The organism is [Acidovorax] ebreus TPSY (assembly GCF_000022305.1).
Classification (GTDB): Bacteria; Pseudomonadota; Gammaproteobacteria; order Burkholderiales; family Burkholderiaceae_C; genus Diaphorobacter; species Diaphorobacter nitroreducens.
The window spans coordinates 1009120-1030916 of sequence record NC_011992.1 but is presented as its reverse complement, the minus strand read 5'-3'; the positions used below and the strand labels follow the sequence as shown (position 1 = coordinate 1030916).

At 67.6% G+C, this 21797-nt stretch carries 17 protein-coding genes; 11 read left to right on the top strand and 6 right to left on the bottom strand.

Annotated features, from left to right (window positions below; genetic code table 11):
• Positions 1-140 precede the first annotated feature (140 nt).
• Positions 141-1997: a dihydroxy-acid dehydratase gene (gene ilvD, locus DTPSY_RS04910; protein WP_015912711.1), complete on the bottom strand. Its 1857-nt coding sequence runs from the start codon at positions 1995-1997 to the stop codon at positions 141-143.
• A 229-nt stretch (positions 1998-2226) separates the two neighbouring features.
• On the opposite strand from ilvD (DTPSY_RS04910), the gene ilvD (DTPSY_RS04905) reads away from it, so the two are divergent.
• On the top strand, positions 2227-3921 hold the full coding sequence (gene ilvD / locus DTPSY_RS04905; RefSeq protein WP_011804506.1) for a dihydroxy-acid dehydratase: 1695 nt from the start codon (positions 2227-2229) through the stop codon (positions 3919-3921).
• Between the two features lie 132 nt (positions 3922-4053).
• On the opposite strand, the gene DTPSY_RS04900 is transcribed toward ilvD (DTPSY_RS04905), so the two are convergent.
• Positions 4054-4296, bottom strand: coding sequence for a TIGR04438 family Trp-rich protein (locus DTPSY_RS04900; RefSeq protein WP_011804505.1), 243 nt, complete (start codon positions 4294-4296; stop codon positions 4054-4056).
• 108 nt (positions 4297-4404) lie between these two features.
• On the opposite strand from DTPSY_RS04900, the gene DTPSY_RS04895 reads away from it, so the two are divergent.
• The gene (locus DTPSY_RS04895; protein ID WP_011804504.1) at positions 4405-4710 is read left to right on the top strand and encodes a c-type cytochrome; all 306 of its coding nucleotides are present in this window, start codon (positions 4405-4407) and stop codon (positions 4708-4710) included.
• 87 nt (positions 4711-4797) lie between these two features.
• On the opposite strand, the gene DTPSY_RS04890 is transcribed toward DTPSY_RS04895, so the two are convergent.
• Together DTPSY_RS04890 and acs are read right to left on the bottom strand one after the other, a co-directional pair.
• A complete protein-coding gene (locus DTPSY_RS04890) occupies positions 4798-5307 on the bottom strand; it encodes a hypothetical protein (protein WP_015912710.1) in 510 nt (169 codons plus the stop codon).
• A 594-nt stretch (positions 5308-5901) separates the two neighbouring features.
• The gene (gene acs / locus DTPSY_RS04885) at positions 5902-7899 is read right to left on the bottom strand and encodes an acetate--CoA ligase (protein ID WP_015912709.1); all 1998 of its coding nucleotides are present in this window, start codon (positions 7897-7899) and stop codon (positions 5902-5904) included.
• A 205-nt stretch (positions 7900-8104) separates the two neighbouring features.
• On the opposite strand from acs, the gene DTPSY_RS04880 reads away from it, so the two are divergent.
• The 7 genes from DTPSY_RS04880 (at position 8105) to DTPSY_RS04850 (ending at position 16424) form a co-directional block, all read left to right on the top strand.
• Positions 8105-8716, top strand: coding sequence for a TIGR00645 family protein (locus DTPSY_RS04880; protein WP_049760593.1), 612 nt, complete (start codon positions 8105-8107; stop codon positions 8714-8716).
• A 654-nt stretch (positions 8717-9370) separates the two neighbouring features.
• Positions 9371-10660, top strand: a complete 1290-nt coding sequence (gene proV, locus DTPSY_RS04875) for a glycine betaine/L-proline ABC transporter ATP-binding protein ProV (RefSeq protein WP_015912707.1) — start codon at positions 9371-9373, stop codon at positions 10658-10660.
• 24 nt (positions 10661-10684) lie between these two features.
• Complete coding sequence (gene proW / locus DTPSY_RS04870; protein ID WP_015912706.1) at positions 10685-11887, top strand: glycine betaine/L-proline ABC transporter permease ProW; 1203 nt, start codon at positions 10685-10687, stop codon at positions 11885-11887.
• 36 nt (positions 11888-11923) lie between these two features.
• On the top strand, positions 11924-13003 hold the full coding sequence (gene proX, locus DTPSY_RS04865) for a glycine betaine/L-proline ABC transporter substrate-binding protein ProX (protein WP_015912705.1): 1080 nt from the start codon (positions 11924-11926) through the stop codon (positions 13001-13003).
• 242 nt (positions 13004-13245) lie between these two features.
• Positions 13246-14733, top strand: a complete 1488-nt coding sequence (locus DTPSY_RS04860) for an ATP-binding protein (protein WP_015912704.1) — start codon at positions 13246-13248, stop codon at positions 14731-14733.
• Entirely contained in the window at positions 14730-15458 is a 729-nt protein-coding gene (locus tag DTPSY_RS04855) for a response regulator (protein WP_015912703.1), read from the top strand. Before DTPSY_RS04860 ends, DTPSY_RS04855 begins: the two co-directional genes overlap by 4 nt.
• A gap of 189 nt (positions 15459-15647) precedes the next feature.
• Complete coding sequence (locus DTPSY_RS04850) at positions 15648-16424, top strand: Crp/Fnr family transcriptional regulator (RefSeq protein WP_011804494.1); 777 nt, start codon at positions 15648-15650, stop codon at positions 16422-16424.
• Between the two features lie 44 nt (positions 16425-16468).
• Here the strand turns inward: DTPSY_RS04850 and fumC are convergent, their stop codons facing one another.
• Positions 16469-17860, bottom strand: a complete 1392-nt coding sequence (gene fumC / locus DTPSY_RS04845; protein WP_015912702.1) for a class II fumarate hydratase — start codon at positions 17858-17860, stop codon at positions 16469-16471.
• A 199-nt stretch (positions 17861-18059) separates the two neighbouring features.
• Between fumC and DTPSY_RS04840 the strand changes: the two genes are divergently transcribed.
• Both DTPSY_RS04840 and DTPSY_RS04835 read left to right on the top strand, forming a co-directional pair.
• A complete protein-coding gene (locus DTPSY_RS04840) occupies positions 18060-19619 on the top strand; it encodes a fumarate hydratase (protein WP_015912701.1) in 1560 nt (519 codons plus the stop codon).
• A 143-nt stretch (positions 19620-19762) separates the two neighbouring features.
• Positions 19763-20779, top strand: a complete 1017-nt coding sequence (locus DTPSY_RS04835) for a YcjF family protein (RefSeq protein WP_015912700.1) — start codon at positions 19763-19765, stop codon at positions 20777-20779.
• A gap of 84 nt (positions 20780-20863) precedes the next feature.
• Here DTPSY_RS04835 and DTPSY_RS04830 read toward each other — a convergent pair whose 3' ends face one another.
• Positions 20864-21784, bottom strand: coding sequence for an O-acetylserine/cysteine exporter (locus DTPSY_RS04830; protein WP_015912699.1), 921 nt, complete (start codon positions 21782-21784; stop codon positions 20864-20866).
• Positions 21785-21797: the final 13 nt, after the last annotated feature.

Below are 21797 nucleotides of genomic sequence, written 5' to 3'. Positions count from 1 at the left end.
CGTTGCTACAACAAAAAGAGCTGTTGGCGCTGGCCGTACGGACATTTGAAGCTCAAATGCCCCTCTAAATTGCTTCCATCCAGCGCGAGCAGCTCATAAATCAGGAGCGCACGCCCGGCATGGGCGTGCACCGCACCACGTCAGTCCAGCAGCGACACGTCGCGCACCGCGCCCTTGTCGGCCGACGTCACGAGCTTGGCATAGGCCTTGAGCGCGGCCGAGACCTTGCGCGGACGTGGCTGGGCGGGCTTCCAGCCCTTGGCGTCCTGCTCGGCGCGGCGCTGGGCCAACTCCTCGTCGCTCACCAGTACGTTGATGGTGCGGTTGGGAATGTCGATGCGGATGCGGTCGCCGTCGCGCACCAGGCCGATCGCGCCGCCGGCTGCCGCCTCGGGCGAGCAGTGGCCGATGGACAGGCCCGAGGTGCCGCCCGAGAAGCGCCCGTCGGTCAGCAGCGCGCAGGCCTTGCCCAGGCCCTTGGATTTGATGTAGCTCGTGGGGTAGAGCATTTCCTGCATGCCGGGGCCGCCCTTGGGGCCCTCGTAGCGCACCACCACCACGTCGCCGGCCTTCACTTTGTCGGCCAGGATGTTCTCCACCGCCTCGTCCTGGCTTTCGACCACATGCGCCGGGCCTTCGAAGACCAGGATGGATTCATGAACGCCCGCGGTCTTGACCACGCAGCCGTCCTTGGCGATGTTGCCGGTGAGCACCGCCAGGCCGCCTTCCTTGCTGAAGGCGTGCTCCGCGGAGCGGATACAGCCCGCGGCGCGGTCCAGGTCCAGGCTGGGCCAGCGCACGCTCTGGCTGAAGGCGACCTGCGTGGGCACGCCGCCGGGGCCGGCCTTGTAGAACGTCTGGACGGCTTCGTCCTGCGTGCGCGTCACATCCCACTGCGCCAGCGCCTCGCCCAGTGTGGGTGCGTGGATGGTGGGCACGTCGGTGTGCAGCTTGCCCGCACGCTCCAGCTCGCCCAGGATGGCGAAGATGCCGCCGGCGCGGTGCACGTCCTCGATGTGGTACTTGTCGGTGTTGGGTGCCACCTTGCACAGCTGCGGCACGCTGCGCGACAGGCGGTCGATGTCGGCCATGCTGAAGTCGATGCCGGCCTCCTGCGCGATCGCCAGCAGGTGCAGGATGGTATTGGTGGAGCCGCCCATGGCGATGTCCAGCGTCATCGCGTTCTCGAAGGCCTTGAAGCCGACCGAGCGCGGCAGGATGCGCTCGTCGCCCTGTTCGTAGTGCTGGCGCGCCAGCTCCACGATGCGCCGGCCCGCGCGCTTGAACAGCTGCTCGCGGTCGGCGTGCGTGGCCACCACGGTGCCGTTGCCGGGCAGGGACAGGCCCAGCGCCTCGGTCAGGCAGTTCATGGAGTTGGCGGTGAACATGCCCGAGCAGGAGCCGCAGGTGGGGCAGGCATTGCGCTCGGCCTCGGCCAGGTCGGCGTCGCTCACCTTGTCGTCGGCGGCCATCACCATGGCGTCGATCAGGTCCAGCTTCTTGATCTGGATGGTGCTGGTGCCGGGCACGGTCTGCTGCACCTTGCCGGCCTCCATGGGGCCGCCGGAGACGAAGATCACCGGAATGTTCAGCCGCATGGCGGCCATGAGCATGCCGGGGGTGATCTTGTCGCAGTTGCTGATGCAGACCATGGCGTCGGCACAGTGCGCGTTCACCATGTATTCCACGCTGTCGGCAATGATGTCGCGGCTGGGCAGCGAATACAGCATGCCGTCGTGGCCCATGGCGATGCCGTCATCCACGGCGATGGTGTTGAATTCCTTGGCCACGCCGCCGGCGGCCTCGATCTCGCGCGCCACGAGCTGGCCCAGGTCTTTCAGATGCACATGGCCGGGCACGAACTGGGTGAACGAGTTGACCACCGCGATGATGGGCTTGGAGAAATCGGCGTCTTTCATGCCGGTGGCGCGCCACAGGGAGCGGGCCCCTGCCATGTTGCGGCCGGCGGTGGAGGTCTTGGAACGGTATGCGGGCATCGTGGTTGCGGGAGATGAGTGGCTCAGGAAAGTCGATGGGCCCGTGCGCTTGGGGGCCTGCGCGCGCCGCAGCGGAAACCTCTTGAGCCCCGCCCTAGGCAAAACCGTTTGATTATGTCGTAGCCCCGGTACCCACGTTGGCGCCCTGGCCCCGCATTCACCCGCATGGACAGCCGCTGCGGCGGCGTCCACACTCGGCCGTCTCGCCACCGCAGAAGCAGGACCCGCCATGACCGACCCGCTGCCGCTGAACCGCCGCTCCGCCCACATCACGCAGGGCAAGGCGCGCGCGCCCAACCGCTCCATGTTCTACGGCATGGGCTACCAGGAGGGCGACTTCGCCAAGCCCATGGTGGGCGTGGCCAACGGGCACAGCACCATCACGCCCTGCAACAGCGGCCTGCAACGCCTGGCCGACGCGGCCATCGCAGGCATCGAGGAAGCGGGCGGCAACGCCCAGGTCTTCGGCACGCCCACCATCAGCGACGGCATGGCCATGGGTACCGAGGGCATGAAGTACAGCCTGGTGAGCCGCGAGGTGATTGCCGACTGCGTCGAGACCTGCGTGCAGGGCCAGTGGATGGACGGCGTGGTCGTGATCGGCGGCTGCGACAAGAACATGCCCGGCGGCCTGATGGGCATGCTGCGCGCCAACGTGCCGGCCATCTACGTGTATGGCGGCACCATCCTGCCGGGCCGCTGGCAGGGGCAAGACCTGAACATCGTGAGTGTGTTCGAGGCCGTGGGCCAGAACGCGGCAGGCAGGATGACCGACCAGGAACTCAAGGACATCGAGCAGCACGCCATCCCGGGCACGGGCTCGTGCGGCGGCATGTACACGGCCAACACCATGTCCTCGGCCTTCGAGGCGCTGGGCATGAGCCTGCCCTACTCCTCCACCATGGCCAATCCGCACGACGAGAAAATGAACTCGGCCCGCGAATCCGCCCGGGTGCTGATCGAGGCCATCCGCAAGGACTTGAAGCCACGCGACATCGTCACGCGCAAAGCCATCGAGAACGCCGTGGCCGTGATCATGGCCACGGGCGGCTCCACCAACGCGGTGCTGCACTTCCTGGCGATCGCGCACGCGGCGGGTGTGGAGTGGTCCATCGACGACTTCGAGCGCATGCGCAAGAAGGTCCCCGTGATCTGCGACCTCAAGCCCAGCGGCCGGTACCTTGCCGTCGACCTGCACCGCGCGGGCGGCATTCCCCAGGTGATGAAGGTGCTGCTGAATGCCGGCCTGTTGCACGGCGACTGCATGACCATCACCGGCAAAACCATCGCCGAAACCCTGGCCGACGTACCCGACGCTCCACGGCCGGACCAGGACGTGATTCGCCCGATCGACAAGGCGCTGTACCGCGAGGGGCACCTCGCCATCCTCAAGGGCAACCTGAGTCCCGAAGGCGCCGTGGCCAAGATCACCGGGCTGAAGAACCCCGTCATCACCGGGCCCGCGCGTGTGTTCGACGACGAGCAGTCGGCGCTGCAGGCCATCCTGGACGGCAGGATCGTCGCGGGCGACGTGATGGTGTTGCGCTACCTCGGCCCCAAGGGTGGCCCGGGCATGCCGGAGATGCTGGCCCCCACGGGCGCGCTGATCGGTGCGGGCCTGGGCGAGAGCGTGGGCTTGATCACCGACGGGCGCTTCTCGGGCGGCACCTGGGGCATGGTGGTGGGCCACGTCGCGCCCGAGGCGGCTGCGGGGGGCACTATTGCGCTGGTGCATGAGGGCGACACGATCACCATCGACGCCCACCAACTGCTGCTGCAGCTGCACGTGGACGACGCCACGCTGGCACAGCGCCGCGCCGCCTGGCAGCCACCCACGCCGCGCTACATGCGGGGCGTGCAGGCCAAGTTTGCCTTCAACGCCTCCAGCGCCAGCAAGGGTGCGGTGCTGGATGACTTTTCATGAAAAATGCCGCAAACGCTTATCCAATAAGCGCCAGCAGCTATCAAAACAGGATCATTGCTGCGCCATCACCGCCCAAGAAAAACCCGCAGGGCGCGTGCACCGCTGCGGGTTGTCTGGACAGGGAAGAAGCCCTCAGCGCGGTCGGCGCGGACCCATGCCCATGGATTCCTTCTGTTTGTTGATGCGGTCCTTGCGGCGCTGGTCCATCTTTTCCATGGCCTTGCGCTTGGTGTAGCCGGTGGCATCCGCCCAGGCCCACCAGGCCGCAGCTACCGCAAAAGGAGACAACACCCACCACCATGACCAATTCGCCACAGGGCCGATCTCCAGATATTTGAGAAGTATCAACAAGATGCCTAAAAGCAGCGCATACATGGTCACATCCTTTGGTGCCGCGCGAGCTTTGGCCTGGAGCCCGTCAACGGCGAACACTACAATCCCATTGAAGGCTAAATGTACCCCAACCCTAGAGGAAACCCCGCGATGAAGCGCACACTGATCACCCTCGCCATGACGCTGTCGGTTGCAGCCCCTGCATTCGCCGACCAGGCCCTGGCAACCTCCAAGAACTGCATGGCTTGCCACGCCGTGGACAAGAAGCTGGTGGGCCCGTCCTACAAGGACGTTGCCGCCAAATACGCGGGCCAAGCAGGCGCCGCAGACAAGCTGGCCGAGAAGATCATGAAGGGAAGTTCCGGCGTGTGGGGCCCCGTGCCCATGCCCGCCAACGCCCAGGTGAACGCCGCCGACGCCAAGAAGCTGGCGACATGGGTCCTGTCGCTCAAGTAATCCAGAGGGGAAAGCGCCTTCGCGGCGCGCCCTGCAAAAAGGCCGCAGCGCTCACGCCCTGCGGCCTTTTTTATGGCGCAAGGGCCGTCAGAGCCTGAGTTCCGGCTCCGTGCGCACCGGCGGCACGGGCTGCACGGCTTTCGGCTCGCCCCGGCGGTGCAATTGGTCTTCCAACTGTCCCACGTAGGCGGCAGTGATGTTGTCCGATTCCTGCGCCCGCGCGCTCAGGCGCGCCTCCAGCGCGTCCAGGCGCGCCATCAGGGCGTCGTAGCCCGTGCGGTGCTGGGTTTCCAGGAACTGGCGCAGCTCCGTGAAACGCGATGCCTCCGCCCGGTCGGCCAGTTCGCGCTGCGCCGCCATCTCCTTGCCATGGCGGCGCGTCTCCATGAGCACGGAGCCCTGCAGCGTCAGCACATAGGCCAAGAAAAAGGCCCCCAGCAGGACGGTCAGCCCCAGCATGATGAGCCCCAGGGGCGCCTGCACCGTGGCCACGCCCAATGAAACGACGGTAGGCACCGAGAGCGTCGCCCAATTGAGTGCTGCCAACGCACCGATGGCCACGACGATCAATAAAAGGATGAGGGTTTTGAGCTTCATGCAAGGGACTCCTGATGGCCAGCTGGACCGCTATCTGTTTTCAACCCACGGGATGTGCGGCCAATGCGCGGGTTGTACCCCATGGCGGCATGCCCGTCATGGCCCAACCCGGTATTTGCGCCCTGCTCCTACAACGCCAGGGTTCAAAGCTGCTTCGCCCGAAATGAAAAAGCCGCCTGGCAAGAAGCGGCTTGGGTCTGCAAAGTCTGGACGCCGACGCCTCGCGGCACCCCTTCACCCGCTGGGCTGGGCCCACGGATGCGGGTTTTGCCGGCACTCCACATCTGCTGCGCAGATAGGAGTGCGTCCAACCCCGCAAGCGCTGCGCGCCGGCGCCTTGCGGCGCCTCCTGCATCAGTTGGACTGCGCCAACTGATCCAATGTTTTTGCCAGCACATCACATCTGCTGCGCAGATATGAGTGCCGTCCAACCCCGCAAGCGCTGCGCGCCGACGCCTTGCGGCGCCTCCTGCATCAGTTGGACTGCGCCAACTGATCCAATGTTTTTGCCAGCACATCACATCTGCTGCGCAGATATGAGTGCCGTCCAACCCCGCAAGCGCTGCGCGCCGGCGCCTTGCGGCGCCTCCTGCATCAGTTGGACTGCGCCAACTGATCCAGGATTGCGGGGTTTTCCAGGGTGCTGGTGTCCTGGGTGATGGGTTCGCCCTTGGCGATCGAGCGCAGCAGGCGGCGCATGATCTTGCCGCTGCGGGTCTTGGGCAGGTTGTCACCGAAGCGGATGTCCTTGGGCTTGGCGATGGGGCCGATCTCCTTGGCGACCCAGTTGCGCAGTTCGGTGGCGATCTGCTTGGCCTCCTCGCCCGTGGGGCGCGAGCGCTTGAGCACCACGAAGGCGCAAATCGCCTCGCCCGTCAGGTCGTCGGGACGGCCCACCACGGCGGCCTCAGCCACGAGGTCCGTCTTGGCGACCAGGGCGGACTCGATCTCCATCGTGCCCATGCGGTGGCCCGACACGTTCAGCACGTCGTCGATGCGGCCCGTGATGCGGAAGTAGCCACGGTCGGCACTGCGCACGGCGCCGTCGCCGGCCAGGTAGGTGGTGCCCCCCAGCTCTTCGGGGAAGTAGCTTTTCTTGAAGCGCTCGGGGTCGCCCCAGATGGTGCGGATCATCGAGGGCCAGGGCCGCTTGATCACGAGCATGCCGCCCGCGCCGTTGGGCAGGTCTTTGCCGGTTTCATCGACGATGGCAGCCTGGATGCCCGGCAGCGGCAAGGTGCACGAACCCGGCACGAGCGGTGTAGCACCCGGCAGCGGGGTGATGACGTGGCCGCCGTTTTCGGTCTGCCAGAACGTGTCCACGATGGGGCAGCGCTCGCCGCCCACATGGCGGTAGTACCACATCCAGGCCTCGGGGTTGATGGGCTCGCCCACGCTGCCCAGGATGCGCAGGCTCGACAGATCCCAGTTCTTGGGGTGCACGCTCTCGTCGGAGTCGGCCGCCTTGATGAGCGAGCGGATGGCGGTGGGCGCCGTGTAGAACACCGTGACCTTGTGGCGCTCGATCATCTGCCAGAAGCGCCCGGCGTTGGGGTACGTGGGCACGCCCTCGAACACCACCTGCGTGGCACCCGCAGCCAGCGGGCCGTAGGCCACGTAGGTGTGGCCCGTGATCCAGCCGATATCGGCCGTGCACCAGAACACGTCGTCGGGGCGAATGTCGAAGGTCCACTCCATCGTCACCTTGGCCCACAGCAGGTAGCCGCCGGTGCTGTGCTGCACGCCCTTGGGCTTGCCCGTGGAGCCGCTGGTGTAGAGGATGAACAGCGGATGCTCCGCGCCCACGGGCGTGGGTGGGCATTCGGTGCTCTGCCCGGCCAGGATCTCGGAGAAGGTCTTGTCACGCCCCGCCACCATGTCGCAGGCCGTGGCCGTGCGCTGGTATACGAAGACATTCTTGATGCTGTCGCAGCCGCCCATGGACAGACCCTCGTCCACGATGGCCTTCAGGGGCAGTTCCTTGCCGCCGCGCAATTGGTAGTTGGCCGTGATCACCGCCACGGCACCCGCATCGATGATGCGCTCGTTCAGCGCCTTGGCAGAGAAACCGCCGAACACCACGCTGTGCGTGGCGCCGATGCGCGCGCAGGCCTGCATGGCCACCACGCCTTCCACGCCCATCGGCATGTAGATGAGCACGCGGTCGCCCTGCTGCACGCCGTGCGCCTTCAGGGCATTGGCGAACTGGCTCACGCGCTCCAGCAGTTGCCGGTAAGTGACCTGGGTGACGGTGCCGTCGTCGGCCTCGAAGAGGATGGCGGCCTTGTTCTCGACCGGCGTGCCCATGTGCTTGTCCAGGCAGTTGGCACTGGCGTTGAGCTCGCCGTCGGCAAACCACTGGTAGAACGGCGCCTTGGACTCGTCCAGCGTCTGCGTGAACGGCTTGGTCCATTGCAGGTGCTCGCGCGCCAGGCGCGCCCAGAAGCCCTCGGGATCCTTGTTGGCTTCGGCGCACAGGGCCTCGTAGCCGGCCATGCCCGACACGCGGGCCGCCTTCACCACGCTATCGGCAGGCGGGAAGACGCGGTTCTCCACCAATACGGATTCGATGGCATTGGACGATGCACTCATGGGTTTGTCTCCTGAAGCTAAGAATTTTGGGTGGTACTTTCAGCCCTGGTACTTACAGGCCACTGACGGAGCGCCACAGCATACGGCAGCGCTCCAGCGCCATGCCCTGGCATGCGTGAAATGCCTGACGGTGGCATGTCTTCGGGGCGAAACGGGCTGCCCCTAAAATCGCGCGCCTCACCTTCCCGACGCATTTCCCGTCACCATGACTTCCCCTTCCCCCCATTCCGCCCACATGGCAAACGCCCCGCTGCGCCCCCTGCCTGCCCTGATCTTTGCCAGCCGCTGGCTGCAACTGCCGCTGTACCTGGGCCTGATCGCCGCCCAGGGCGTCTATGTCTGGCATTTCCTGCTGGAACTGTGGCACCTGGTGGAAGCGGCTTTCGGCCACGAGGCCGCGCTGCAGGCGCTCATCACCAGCATCGGCTACAAGCCGGACACGCCCGTCACCTCGCTCAACGAGACGGTGATCATGCTGGTGGTGCTGGCGCTGATCGATGTGGTGATGATCTCCAACCTGCTCATCATGGTGATCGTCGGGGGCTACGAGACCTTCGTGAGCCGCCTTGGCCTGGACCGCCACCCCGACCAGCCCGAGTGGCTGGGCCATGTGAACGCCTCGGTGCTCAAGGTGAAGCTAGGCCTGTCGATCATCGGCATCAGTTCGATCCACCTGCTCAAGACCTTCATCAACGCCGCCAACTACAGCGAGAAGGTGCTGATGTGGCAGACCATCATCCACGTCACTTTCCTGTTCAGCGCGCTGGCCATCGCACTCACCGACCGGCTGCTGCACACTTCCGAGGACAAGCACTGAGGCATGCGGCCGGGCACCCGGCCAATCGCCCGCAAACCCATGGAACGCCCGCGCTCCATGGGTTTTTTGCTTGAAAAGCCCTCTAGCGCCCATGCAGCAAGCGCGAGCAGCTATTAATTTTGCAGCAACCGGCGAGCCCGCCGTCCGTCCACGCGCGAAATAGCACAAATCAAAAAACCCGTTTTTTGACTAAAAAACACCGAATAACTATACTTTCACGGTGTTTTACAACCTGCCACGCAGGTAATTCGCTCTTTGTGGCTGCGTTGCCCGAGAGCGCCCCGTGCCAACGCGCCTCCCACTGCTGGCGGCCCTGGCACACAGGCCGAAGTATTCGCCCCTGATGCCCCAGGGTGCCCTGCCGCCAATGCGCGGCGCACGGCATCCGCGTGACTGCGCAAGTCCTCAGCCAGACCTCTTGCGCCGCGCACCCAGGCCCTTGCGCACCGTTCGCGTGCCATTCGGGCCGATCTGGTCACTTTTCGTGTCCGCCCTCTTCCCGGCCCTGCAGGCCGCGCCCGTCGATTGGCGACGCGCGTGCCCTCGCGGGGACGCCGCATCGGGGTCGTGTGTCGCTTTGGCCTTTGCGTTCCTGCCGCCATTGGTGCGGCAGGGGCCCGTTCAACCCGTCACAACCGAGGAAGGACCCACACGGTGGCCAAGCAAATCATCATCGACCATGTCTTCAAGGTCTTCGGCGACACGCCGCAGGAAGCGCTGCGCCTGGTGCAGCAGGGCCTGAGCAAGCAGCAGATCCTGGAGCGCACGGGCCATTCCATCGGCGTGTTCGATGCCAGCTTCACCATCGAGGCCGGCGAAATCTTCGTCGTCATGGGCCTATCGGGCTCGGGCAAGTCCACGCTGGTGCGCATGCTCAACCGCCTGATCGAGCCCACCAGCGGCCGCATCCTGGTGGACGGCCAAGACATCAACCGTCTGGGCGACCGCGAGTTGCGCGCGCTGCGGCGCAAGGACATCAGCATGGTGTTCCAGTCGTTCGCCCTGATGCCGCACATGACGGTGCTGGACAACGCCGCCTTCGGGCTGGAACTCGCCGGAGTGGACCGTGCCGAGCGCCAGCAGGCAGCGCAGGAGGCCCTGCAGCAGGTGGGCCTGGGCGCCTGGGGCGCCAGCTACCCCGACGAACTCTCGGGCGGCATGCAGCAACGCGTGGGGCTGGCGCGCGCGCTGGCCGCGGACCCATCCATCCTGCTCATGGACGAGGCGTTCTCCGCGCTGGACCCCATCATCCGCACCGAGATGCAAAGCGAGCTGCTGCGCCTGCAGCAGATCAAGCGCCGCACCATCGTCTTCATCTCGCACGACCTGGACGAGGCCATGCGCATCGGCGACCGCATCGCCATCATGAAGGACGGCCACGTGGTGCAGGTGGGCACGCCCGACGAGATCCTGCGCGCGCCTGCCAACGACTACGTGCGCAGCTTCGTGCGCGGCGTGGACGCTGCGGCGGTGTTCAAGGCGGCCGACATCGCGCGCCAGGCGCTCACCGTGGTGTCCGAGCACGACGACCGCGGCTGCCGCGCGGCACTGCGCCTGCTGGAGGACTCGGACCGCGACCACGCCTACGTGCTCAACAGCCGCAAGCGCCTGCTGGGCGTGGTGTCGTCGCAGTCGCTGCGCGAAGCGCTGCACGGCCGCCAGGGCGCGCTGGGCCTGCACCACGCCTTCTTACCCAATGCCCAGCCGCTGGATGCCTCCACGCCGGTGGCGGACCTGTTCGGCCCCATGAGCAGTGCGCCCTGCCCGCTGCCGGTGGTGGACGAGGACGGCATCTACCAGGGCGTGATCAGCCGCACCACACTGATGAAGTTCCTGGACCGCGACACGCCGCCCGTGCCGCCGCCGCAGGCGGAGGTGCCACCCATCCAGCTCAACCCCCACTTCCCGGCGCAAGCCAGCACGCCGGTGGCAGCGCCCCGCTAAGAACAACCCAAGGAGAGGACACGCATGAACGACACAACGCAAGAGACCGCCGCCATCGACGATCCCTGGGCACCCGCGGACGCCGCGCCCGCTCAGGCGCAAGCACAAGCCAGCGACCCCTGGGCCGGCGACACGGCGCTGCAACCGGCGGATGCCGACCCGTGGGGCGCCGGCGGCGCAGCCGGCACCGATGCCGCGGCCGGCGCGGACTGGCTTGACGCCGCGGCGGCGCCGATGCCCGAGCCCGACGCCGGCCTGGCCGGCCTGTGGCAGCAGATCGCCACGGACGGCCTGCCCGTGCAGGGCTGGATCAACGAGGGCCTGCATTGGGTGGTGGAGAACTTCCGCCCGTTCTTCCAGGCGGTGCGCGCGCCCATCGACGCCACGCTCACCGGCGTGACCGACCTGCTGCTGGCCGTGCCCGCGCCCGCGCTCATCGCGCTGGTCACGCTGCTGGCCTGGCAGTTCGCCGGCCGCGGCCTGGCCGTGGGCGCGGCGCTGTCGCTGGGGCTGGTGGCGCTCTTGGGCATCTGGCCCGACGCCATGGTGACGCTGGCGCTGGTGCTCACATCGCTGTTGTTCTGCGTCGTCATCGGCCTGCCCATGGGCATCGTGCTGGCGGCCAGCGAACGCGCACAGCGCTGGACGCGCCCGCTGCTGGACGCCATGCAGACCACGCCCGCCTTCGTGTACCTGGTGCCGGTGGTGATGCTGTTCGGCATCGGCAACGTGCCGGGCGTGATCGTGACCATCGTGTTCGCGCTGCCGCCGTTGGTCCGCCTGACCAACCTGGGCCTGCGCCAGGTGCGCCCTGATCTGATCGAGGCCAGCCGCGCCTATGGCGCTTCGCCCCTGCAATTGCTGTGGAAGGTGCAGCTGCCGCTGGCCATGCCCTCGATCATGGCCGGCATCAACCAGGCGCTGATGCTGTCGCTGTCGATGGTGGTCATCGCCTCGATGATCGCCGTGGGCGGCCTGGGCCAGATGGTGCTGCGCGGCATCGGCCGGCTGGACATGGGCCTGGCCACCGTGGGCGGCCTGGGGATCGTGCTGCTGGCCATCGTGCTGGACCGCCTCACCCAGGCCATGGGCCAGCCGCGGCGCGCCAGTGCGCGCTGGTGGCACACCGGCCCCGCGGGCCTGGTGCTGCGCGCCGTGCGCGGCAAGCCCGCAGCGCCCGCGTCGCAAGCCGCCCCGCTTGCCACCCCCCGCAACTCCGCGGCCTGACACCACTCCCGTTCACCACCAGAAAGGAAACCCCGGATGACTCTTCTGTCGCTGACCTCTCCCACACACACTGCACGTTTCGGCGCATGCGCCGCCCTCGCCCGCCGCCTGCGCGCGCCGTTGGCCGCGGTTGCCGCGGGTCTGGGCCTGGCGCTGGGCGCCACCGCTGCGCTGGCCCAGCCCACCGCCCTGCCCGGCAAGGGCGTGAAGGTGCTGCCTCTCAAGAGCTCGATCGCCGAGGAGACCTTCCAGACACTGCTGGTCATGAAGGGCCTGGAAAAACTCGGCTACGACGTGCAGCCCATCCAGGAGGTGGAGTACCCCACGGCCCACATCGCCATCGGCAATGGCGACGCCACGTTCATGGCCGACCACTGGAACCCGCTGCATGCCGACTATTACAAGAACGCCGGCGGCGACGCGAAGCTCTACCGGCGCGGCACCTACTCGGGCAACGCGGCGCAGGGTTACCTGATCGACAAGAAGACCGCCGACGCGCATGGCATCACCAACGTCGAGCAGCTCAAGGACCCGAAAATTGCCCAGCTGTTCGACACCAACGGCGACGGCAAGGCCGACCTGACGGGCTGCACGCCCGGCTGGGGCTGCGAGGCCATGATCGAGCACCACCTGGACGCCTACGGCCTGCGCAACACCGTCACGCACCAGCAGGGCACCTACTCCGCGCTGATCGCCGACACCATCACGCGCTACCGCGCGGGCAAGCCCGTCCTGTACTACACCTGGACGCCCTATTGGGTGAGCAACGAGCTCAAGCCCGGCAAGGACGTGGTCTGGCTGGAAGTGCCCTTTTCCTCCCTGCCCGGTGAGCAAAAAGGCCTGGACACGCGCCTGCCCAACGGCAAGAACTACGGCTTCGTGGTGAACCAGCAGCAGATCGTGGCCAACAAGGCCTGGGCCGAGGCCAACCCCGCCGCCGCCAAGCTGTTCGAAGTGATGCAGCTGCCCGTGGCCGACATCAACGCCCAGAACCACCTGATGAGCCGGGGCCAGAACAAGGCCGCCGACATCGAACGCCATGTGAACGGCTGGATCAAGGCACACCAGAAGACCTTTGACGGCTGGGTGCAGCAGGCGCTGGCCGCGGCCCGCTGACGGGTGCTTTTGCAACAATTTGCATAAAAACAGGAGACAACGCCCGTCCCTCATGCGCGAACAGCTATCTTTTAAGTAGCACCAGAATCGGGCGGGGCGGGCTTTCGCCCCGCCCATGCCTGCGGGCGAGGCGTTGCCATTGGTTGCATTTGGCGCGCTTCGTGCCACCGCGGCCAGGCCCCGGGGGTGGCCCGGCCATGCCATCCTCGGCGGTTCACCACGGTCAAGCGGCTCCCCACTTCATGCAACTTCCGCGTCTCACCCTCCAAGGCAAGGCCTTTGCGGCCCTGTCGGCGCTGCTGGTCGTGATGCTGGTGCTGTTCGTGGGCTTCTCGCTGCTGGGGCTGCAGCGGGGGCTGGGCCCCTACGTGGCCGAGGTGGAGTTGGCGCGCATGGACTGGCTGGTGTTCCGCCTGCAGGCCGCGTATGAACAGCAGGGCGGCTGGCAGACACTGCGCGAGCAGCCCGGCCTGTGGCGCGAGCTGCGCCGCCCGCGCAACGTCCAGATGCCGACCTTCGGACCCGCTCCCGTGCCTGCGCCCGAGCCCCTGTTGCTACCCCAGGTCACGTCCGGCACGGCCCCGCCACCGGTGGATGCGCTGTCGCGCCGCCTGGGCGTGGTGGATGGGCAGGGCCGCGTGGTGGCCGGCGCCGCACCCGTGCCCGGCGGTGCGCGGACCGCGCTGCGCGACGGCGAGGGGCGCCTGATCGGCCACCTGGTGCTGGCGCCGCTTGACGGGCTGGAGCGCGATGCGGACCGCGCATTTCTGTCCAAGCAGCTCGGTTTCGTGGTGTGGAGCGGCGTGACGGGCCTGGCGCTGGCACTGCTGCTGTCCTGGTGGCTGGCGCGGCGCTGGCTGCGCCCCATCGACACGCTGGTGACCGGCGCGCAGGCCATTGCGGCAGGCGAGCTGCACACCCGCGTGCCCGAACAGGCCGACAGCGAGGAATTCACCCGCCTGATCCACACCTTCAACGCCATGGCGGAGCAGCTTGCGAGCGTCGAGGCCTCGCGCCGCCAGTGGATCGGGGACACCGCGCATGAACTGCGCACGCCGCTGGCCGCGATGCGCGCCGAGATCGAGGCCGTGCAGGACGGCGTGCGCCCGTTCGACGAGAAGACCGCGCGCCGCCTGCACCGCCAGGTGATGCGGTTGATCCAGCTCGTGGGCGATCTGCGCGCCAGCGTGGACATGGCAGGCGACCAGCCCCCGCCCGTCATGAGCGCCGTGCAGCCGCTCGCGCTGCTGCGCGAGGCCATGGCCGGCATGCAGTCGCGCTTCGACCAGACGGGTGTCGCCCTGCAGGCCGCGCCAGACCTGGCCACGCTCGCCAAGCAGCCGCTGCAGGTACACGGCAACGCACAGCAGTTGCACCGCGTGTTCCTGAACCTGCTGGAAAACAGCCTGCGCTACACCGACCCCGGCGGGCAGCTGCAGGTGTCGGCCTGCGTGCTGCGCAATGGCGGCTCGCCGCGCCTCACGCTGCGCCTGGACGACACGGCGCCCGGCGTGGCGCCGCACGAGCTGCCGCACCTGTTTGAGCGCCTGTACCGTGCCGAGGCCTCGCGCCGCCGCGCCTCGGGCGACCTGGGCGGCTCGGGCCTGGGCCTGGCCATCTGCCGCACCATCGTGCAGGCGCACGGCGGCCAGATCGAAGCCAGCGCCTCGCCTCTGGGCGGCCTGCGCATCACCCTCACGCTGCCTCTACTGGAGAACCCCTCGCCATGACCACGCCCGCACGCATCCTCGTCGTGGAGGACGAGCAGGACATTGCCGACGTGCTGCTGGACTACCTGCGCCACGCGGGCTACGCCCCGGAGCACGCGGCTGACGGCCGCACGGCCCTGCAGGCCCTGACCGCCCCCCAGCCGCCGGACCTGACGCTGCTGGACGTCATGCTGCCCGGCATCGACGGGCTGGAGGTGCTGCGCCAGGCGCGCCGCCACACCGACAACCCCATCGTGGTGATCACTGCCCGCGTGGAAGAGGTGGACCGCCTCATCGGCCTGGAACTGGGCGCGGACGACTACATCTGCAAGCCCTTCTCGCCGCGCGAGGTGGTGGCGCGCGTGAAGGCCGTGCTGCGCCGGCGCGCACCGCTGGCCCAGGCCGCCGCGCAGGCGGAGCTGGCCTACGGCGCGCTGGTGCTGGACGAGGCCCAGCTGCAAGCCACGCTGCACGGTACCCTCGTGGCGCTGACACCGCGCGAATGGCATCTGCTGCGCACCCTGCTGGCACACCCGCGCAGCGTGCTGTCGCGCGCCCAGTTGCTGCAGCACGCCTACCCGGACTCGCCGCAGGAGCCCAACGAGCGCGCCGTGGACAGCCACATCAAGAATCTGCGCCGCAAGCTGCGCAGCGCCGACCCCGCCGGGCACGACTGGATACGCTCGGTCTATGGCGTGGGCTTTGCCTTCGACCCACCCGCGGCGCCTCAGGACGCTCAGGACTGAGCTAGCTCCTTTTTTAATAGCTGTTTGCGCTTACCACAAGCGCCTTTAGGGCACTTTTTGCTTTAAACGCACCCGGGCAGCCACAGCGGCCTACGCCGGGTGGGGACAAGGGTTTGTTACCGAGCGTGACGGCGCCTAGAATGCCGCAGCCTCTGTTCCCGCGCCCGGCGCCCTCACCGACGAACCACCATGCCCGCTCCCCTGCGCTTTTGTGCCGACGTGTCGCTGCAACGTCCCCTGTTGTCGGCGCGCGAGCGCGAGGCCCTGGACCGCAGCCCCTGGTTCTCCACCCTCTCGCCCTCGCTGCGGCACGACATCTTCCGCCTGGGCCATGTGACGCGCCACGCACACGGCGACCTGATCGTCGAGCAGGGCCGTCCCATCCGCGAATGGTTCACCTGCGCCAGTGGCGCGCTGCGCTTTCAACGCACCACGCCCTCCGGCAAGCTGGTCACGCTGGCCTATGTGGAGCCCGGAATCTGGGTGGGTGAGGCCGAGGTGCTCTACGGCCGTCCCTGCACCTACGACGCGCATGCCCATGGCCCCACCACGCTGTTGAGCGTGCCCGAACCCACCTTCCGCACGCTGCTGCAGGAGCATCCCTCGTTCGGCGAGGCGCTGCTCACGCTGCAGGCATGGAGCATGCGGTCGCTGTACTGCATGATGGAAGACATGGCCACGCTGCCGCTGCGCGCGCGCCTGGCCAAGCAATTGCTACAGCTGCTGCAGCGCTTCGGCCCGCAGCGCACCGAGCCGGGCGAGAGCGTGCCGCTGGGCCTGTCGCTGGCGCAAGACGAGCTGGCCTGCCTGCTCGGCGGCTCGCGCCAGCGCGTGAACGTGGAATTGAAATGGCTGGAACGCGAGGGCCTGATCAGCGTGCGCCCCCGCGGCATCGAGATCCTGGACGCCACCGGCCTGCAGACGCTGGTGGACCAGGCCGCCGCGGATGGCCGAGGCGACGAGTAAGGCGCTCCCCTCTCGCGGCGCACGCCCCCGCGCTCGCCGAATCTCTAGCGTCCCACCATCCGGGCGGGCACCACCCACTCATCGAACTGCGCGGGCGTCACGTGGCCCAGCGCCAGCGCGGCCTCGCGCAGCGTGCTGCCTTCCTTGTGCGCCTTCTTGGCAATCGCCGCGGCCTTGTCGTAGCCGATGTGCGGGTTGAGCGCCGTCACTAGCATCAGCGAGCGCTCCACCAGCTCCGCGATGCGCGCGCGGTTGGGCTCTATCCCCACGGCGCAGTGCTCGTTGAAGCTCACCATGCCATCGGCCAGCAACCGCACGCTCTGCAGGAAGTTGTGCGCCACCAGCGGGCGGAACACGTTCAGCTCGAAGTTGCCACTGGCCCCGCCGATGTTGATGGCCACATCGTTGCCCAGCACCTGGGCGCACAGCATGGTCAGCGCCTCGCACTGCGTGGGGTTCACTTTGCCGGGCATGATGGACGAGCCGGGCTCGTTCTCAGGGATGGTGATCTCGCCGATGCCGCTGCGCGGGCCGCTGGCCAGCCACCGCACGTCGTTGGCGATCTTCGTGAGGCTGGCCGCCAGCGTCTTCAGCGCGCCGTGGGCATGCACCAGCGCGTCCTGCGATGCGAGCGATTCGAACTTGTTGGGCGAGGTCACGAAGGGCTGGCCGGTGAACTGGGCCAGCTCCTGCGCCACACGTTCGGCGTAGCCCTCGGGCGCATTCAGGCCCGTGCCCACGGCCGTCCCGCCCAGGGCCAGTTCATGCAGGTGCGGCAGCGCCGCGCGCACGTGGCGCTCCCCATGGGCAAGCTGCGCCACCCAGCCCGAGATTTCCTGCCCCAGCGTGAGCGGCGTCGCATCCTGCAGATGGGTGCGGCCGATCTTCACGATGTCGTCGAACGCCTCGGCCTTGGCCTGCAGGGTGGCGCGCAGCTCCTCCATGGCGGGCAACAGCCGGTGCACCAGCGCCTGCACCGCGGCCACATGCGTGGCGGTGGGGAACACGTCGTTGCTGGACTGGCTCTTGTTCACGTCATCGTTGGGATGTACGAGCCGTGCCTCGCCGCGCTCGCCGCCCAACAGCTCGCTGGCGCGGTTGGCCAGCACCTCGTTGACGTTCATGTTGGTCTGGGTGCCCGAGCCGGTCTGCCAGACCACCAGCGGGAACTCGTCGTCGTGCTCGCCCAGCAGCACCTCGTCGGCCGCGGCGACGATGGCGCGCGTCTTGTCCGCGCCCAGCAGCCCCAGCGCGTGGTTGACCCGGGCCGACGCGCGCTTGACCTGCGCCAGCGCGCGGATGAGTTCCTGCGGCTGTCGTTCACCCGAGATGGCGAAGTTCTGCAGCGAGCGCTGCGTCTGCGCGCCCCAGAGCCTGTCGGCCGGCACCTCGATGGGGCCGAAGGTGTCGCGTTCGATACGGGTGCTGGAAGTCATGCAAAGGCCTTTCTGATCCGGGAAGGAGCAACGGGTGCGATTTCACCGCAAATGGCCGCACGGCCACTGAAAGCCCCTGCCGCCACGCCGGGCGGATGGGCGGGCGGGACTTTTACCCTTGCTTTTGCCCTTGCATCAGGCTCGTGCAAGGTGCAGGGCGATAATCGCGGGCGTCCGTTTCACAAGAATCCTCCCCCACATGACCACGACCATCCGGTACAACGACCTTGTGGAGTCCGTAGCTGCCGCGCTGCAGTACATCTCCTACTACCACCCCGCCGACTATATCCAGCACCTGGCCCGCGCCTACGAGCGCGAGCAGAGCCCCGCGGCCAAGGATGCGATGGCGCAGATCCTCACCAACAGCAAGATGAGCGCCACGGGCCACCGCCCGATCTGCCAGGACACGGGCATCGTGAACGTGTTCCTGAAGGTGGGCATGGGCGTGCGCTTCGAGGGCTTCGCCGCCGACCAGAGCCTGGAGGACGCCATCAACGAAGGCGTGCGCCGCGGCTACAACCACCCCGACAACACGCTGCGCGCCTCGGTCGTCGCCGACCCGCAGTTCGCTCGCAAGAACACCAAGGACAACACACCCGCCGTCATCAGCGTGCAGATCGTGCCCGGCGACACGCTGGACGTGACCGTGGCCGCCAAGGGCGGCGGCAGCGAGAACAAGTCCAAGATGGTCATGATGAACCCCAGCGACAACCTGGTGGACTGGGTGCTCAAGACCGTGCCCACCATGGGCGCCGGCTGGTGCCCGCCGGGCATGCTGGGCATCGGCATCGGTGGCACGGCGGAAAAGGCCGTGCTGCTGGCCAAGGAAAGCCTGATGGAAGACTTGGACATGTACGAGCTGCTGGCCAAGAGCCAGCGCGGCGAGAAGCTGGACCAGGTCGAAGAGCTGCGCCTGGAGCTGTACGAGAAGGTCAACGCCCTCGGCATCGGCGCTCAGGGCCTGGGCGGCCTGGCCACCGTGCTGGACGTGAAGATCAAGATGTACCCCACGCACGCGGCCAGCAAACCCGTGGCCATGATCCCCAACTGCGCGGCCACGCGCCACGCGCACTTCGTGATGGACGGCTCCGGCCCCGTCTACATGGACCCGCCGAGCCTGGACCTGTGGCCCAAAGTGGACTGGGCGCCCAACACCGAGACCAGCAAGCGCGTGGACCTCAACACCCTTACCAAGGAAGAGGTCGCGAGCTGGAAGCCTGGCCAGACGCTGCTGCTGAACGGCAAGATGCTCACCGGCCGCGACGCCGCGCACAAACGCATCCAGGACATGCTGGCCAAGGGTGAGAAGCTGCCCGTGGACTTCACCAACCGCGTGATCTACTACGTGGGCCCCGTGGACCCGGTGAAGGACGAGGCCGTGGGCCCCGCCGGCCCCACCACCGCCACGCGCATGGACAAGTTCACCGACATGATGCTGGAGCAGACCGGCCTGATCGCCATGATCGGCAAGGCCGAGCGCGGCCCGGTCGCCATCGAGTCCATCAAGAACCACAAAAGCGCCTACCTGATGGCCGTGGGCGGCGCCGCCTACCTGGTCAGCAAGGCCATCAAGAACGCCAAGGTGGTGGGCTTTGCGGACCTGGGCATGGAAGCGATCTATGAGTTCGACGTGGTGGACATGCCCGTCACCGTGGCCGTGGACGCGGGCGGCACCAGCGCCCACATCACCGGCCCGGCCGAGTGGCAAAAGAAAATCGCCGCGGGCGAATACAAGGTCGTGCCCATGGTCGCCGCCTGACGGCCTCGCGATGTGAACCGTCCGTGAAAAAAACCGCCCTCGGGCGGTTTTTGTTTTTCCAACGGATAAAGGGCCAGCGCGGCAGGGAACCCCGCTGCCGCCTTGCACTCCCATCTGCATCTCTTCACCGCCTCAGGAGCACCATGACCGCAGAAGAAATCCGCGCCACCCTCACCTTATGCCTGATGGCCTCGTACGCCGACGGCGAGAAGCACGACCGCGAGCGTGAGCAGATCCGCGAGGTCGCGCAAGGCCTTGCGGGCGACGCGCAAATCAACCTGCCCGGCCTGTACCAGGACGTGCTGCTGCGCCGCGTGCAGCTACCAGAAGTGTTGGGCCGCCTGGCCTCTCCCGAGTCGCGCCAGCTGGCCTATGAGATGGCCGTGTGCGTGTGCGAAGCCGACGGCCACACCAGCGCCAAGGAAGACGCCTTCCTGGCCCAGGTGCGCCAGGCCTGGGGTCTGGGGGGCGCGCATACCACAGGGGGATTCGATGCCCAGGCCCAGGCCGTGGCCGACGCCCCTTTGCAAGCGCCTCTGCAAACGCCATTGGACGCATCCACTGCGCCTGCGACACCGGCCCCCCACCCCGCCGCTGCGGACGCGCTGCCCACCACCGCCGCGCAGCGCCGCCCCGGCAGCCTGCCGCCCGCCGAGATGGACCGCAAGATCCTGCAGGCGTCGATCATGAACGGCGCCATCGAACTGCTGCCCGAGAACCTGTCCACCCTGGCGATCATCCCGTTGCAAATGCGGCTGGTCTACCAGATCGGCCAGAGCTACGGCTATGAGCTGGACCGCGGGCACATCAAGGACTTCCTCGCGACGCTGGGCGTGGGGCTCACCTCGCAGTACCTGGAGCAGGCAGGCCGCAAGCTGCTCAGCGGCCTGCTGGGCAAGGCCGGCAAGGGCCTGCTGGGCGGCCTGGGGCGCCAGGCGGTGAGCAGCGGCATGAGCTTTGCGGCCACCTATGCGCTGGGGCATGTGGCCAACCAGTACTATGCGGGCGGGCGCACCCTGTCCACCGATATGCTCAAGGACGCCTACCAGCACGTGATGCAGGACGGCCAGCAATTGCAGGCGCGCTACCTGCCGCAGATGCAGGCGACCGCGCGCCAGCTCGACACGGCCAAGATCCTCTCCATGGTGCGCGGCGGCTGAGAGGCAAGTTGCCGCGCCGAACGCGTGTTTTGCTACCTTTTCAGGAGCATCTAGCGCTTGACTGGCAAGCGCTAGAGCCAATTTCTATATAGATGCAGCCCCGCGGCGGCGCTTGGCCCACAGCCCGCCGAACTGGTTGATCACCATGCCCGCCAGCACGCCCATCGTGCCCATCCATTGCCAGGCCGTGGGGCGCTCGCCCAGCAGCAGCATGGCCGACAGCAGTCCCACCACCGGCACCAGCAGCGACAGCGGCGCCACGGTGCTGGCGGCGTAGCGCTGCAGCAGGCGCGTCCACAGGCCATAGCCCAGCAGGGTGGACAACAGCGCCAGATAGGCCACCACGCCCAACTCGCGCCCGCCCAGGCCACGCAACTGCTGCACCACGGCCTCCATGCCGTCCACCACGCAGGCCAACAGCAACAGCGGCACGATGGGGAACACGCTGCTCCAGACGATGAAGGACACGGGCTCGTACGGCCCCTGGCGCGCCGCCACGCGCGTGAGCAGGTTGGAGCCGGCCCACATGGCCGCGGCCCCCACGGTGAGCAGGAAGCCCGCCAGGGTCATGCCGGAGGCGCCGTCGCCGTGCGCCGCGCCGATGAACACCAGCCCGCCGATGGCGATGCACAGGCCCAGCCACTGCCAGCGGTGCGGCGTCTCGCCCAACAAGGCTGCCGCCATGAGCATGGTGATGAATGCCTGCGTCTGCAGCACCACCGAGGACATGCCCGCCGGCATGCCCAGCTGCATGCCGGTGAACAGCAGGCCGAACTGTCCCACACCCTGCACCAAGCCATAGGCCGCCATCACGCCCCAGGACAGGTGCCGCGGCGGGCGCACGAATAGCAGGAACGGCAGCGACGCCGCCAGGAAGCGCAGCGCGCACAGCACCAGCGGCGACAGCGTGGCCAGGCCCCACTTCATGACGACGAAGTTCAGCCCCCAGACCACAACCACCACCAGCGCCTTGGCCCAGTCGGCCCGCGACAGCGACGTGCTCATGCGCGGACTGCCA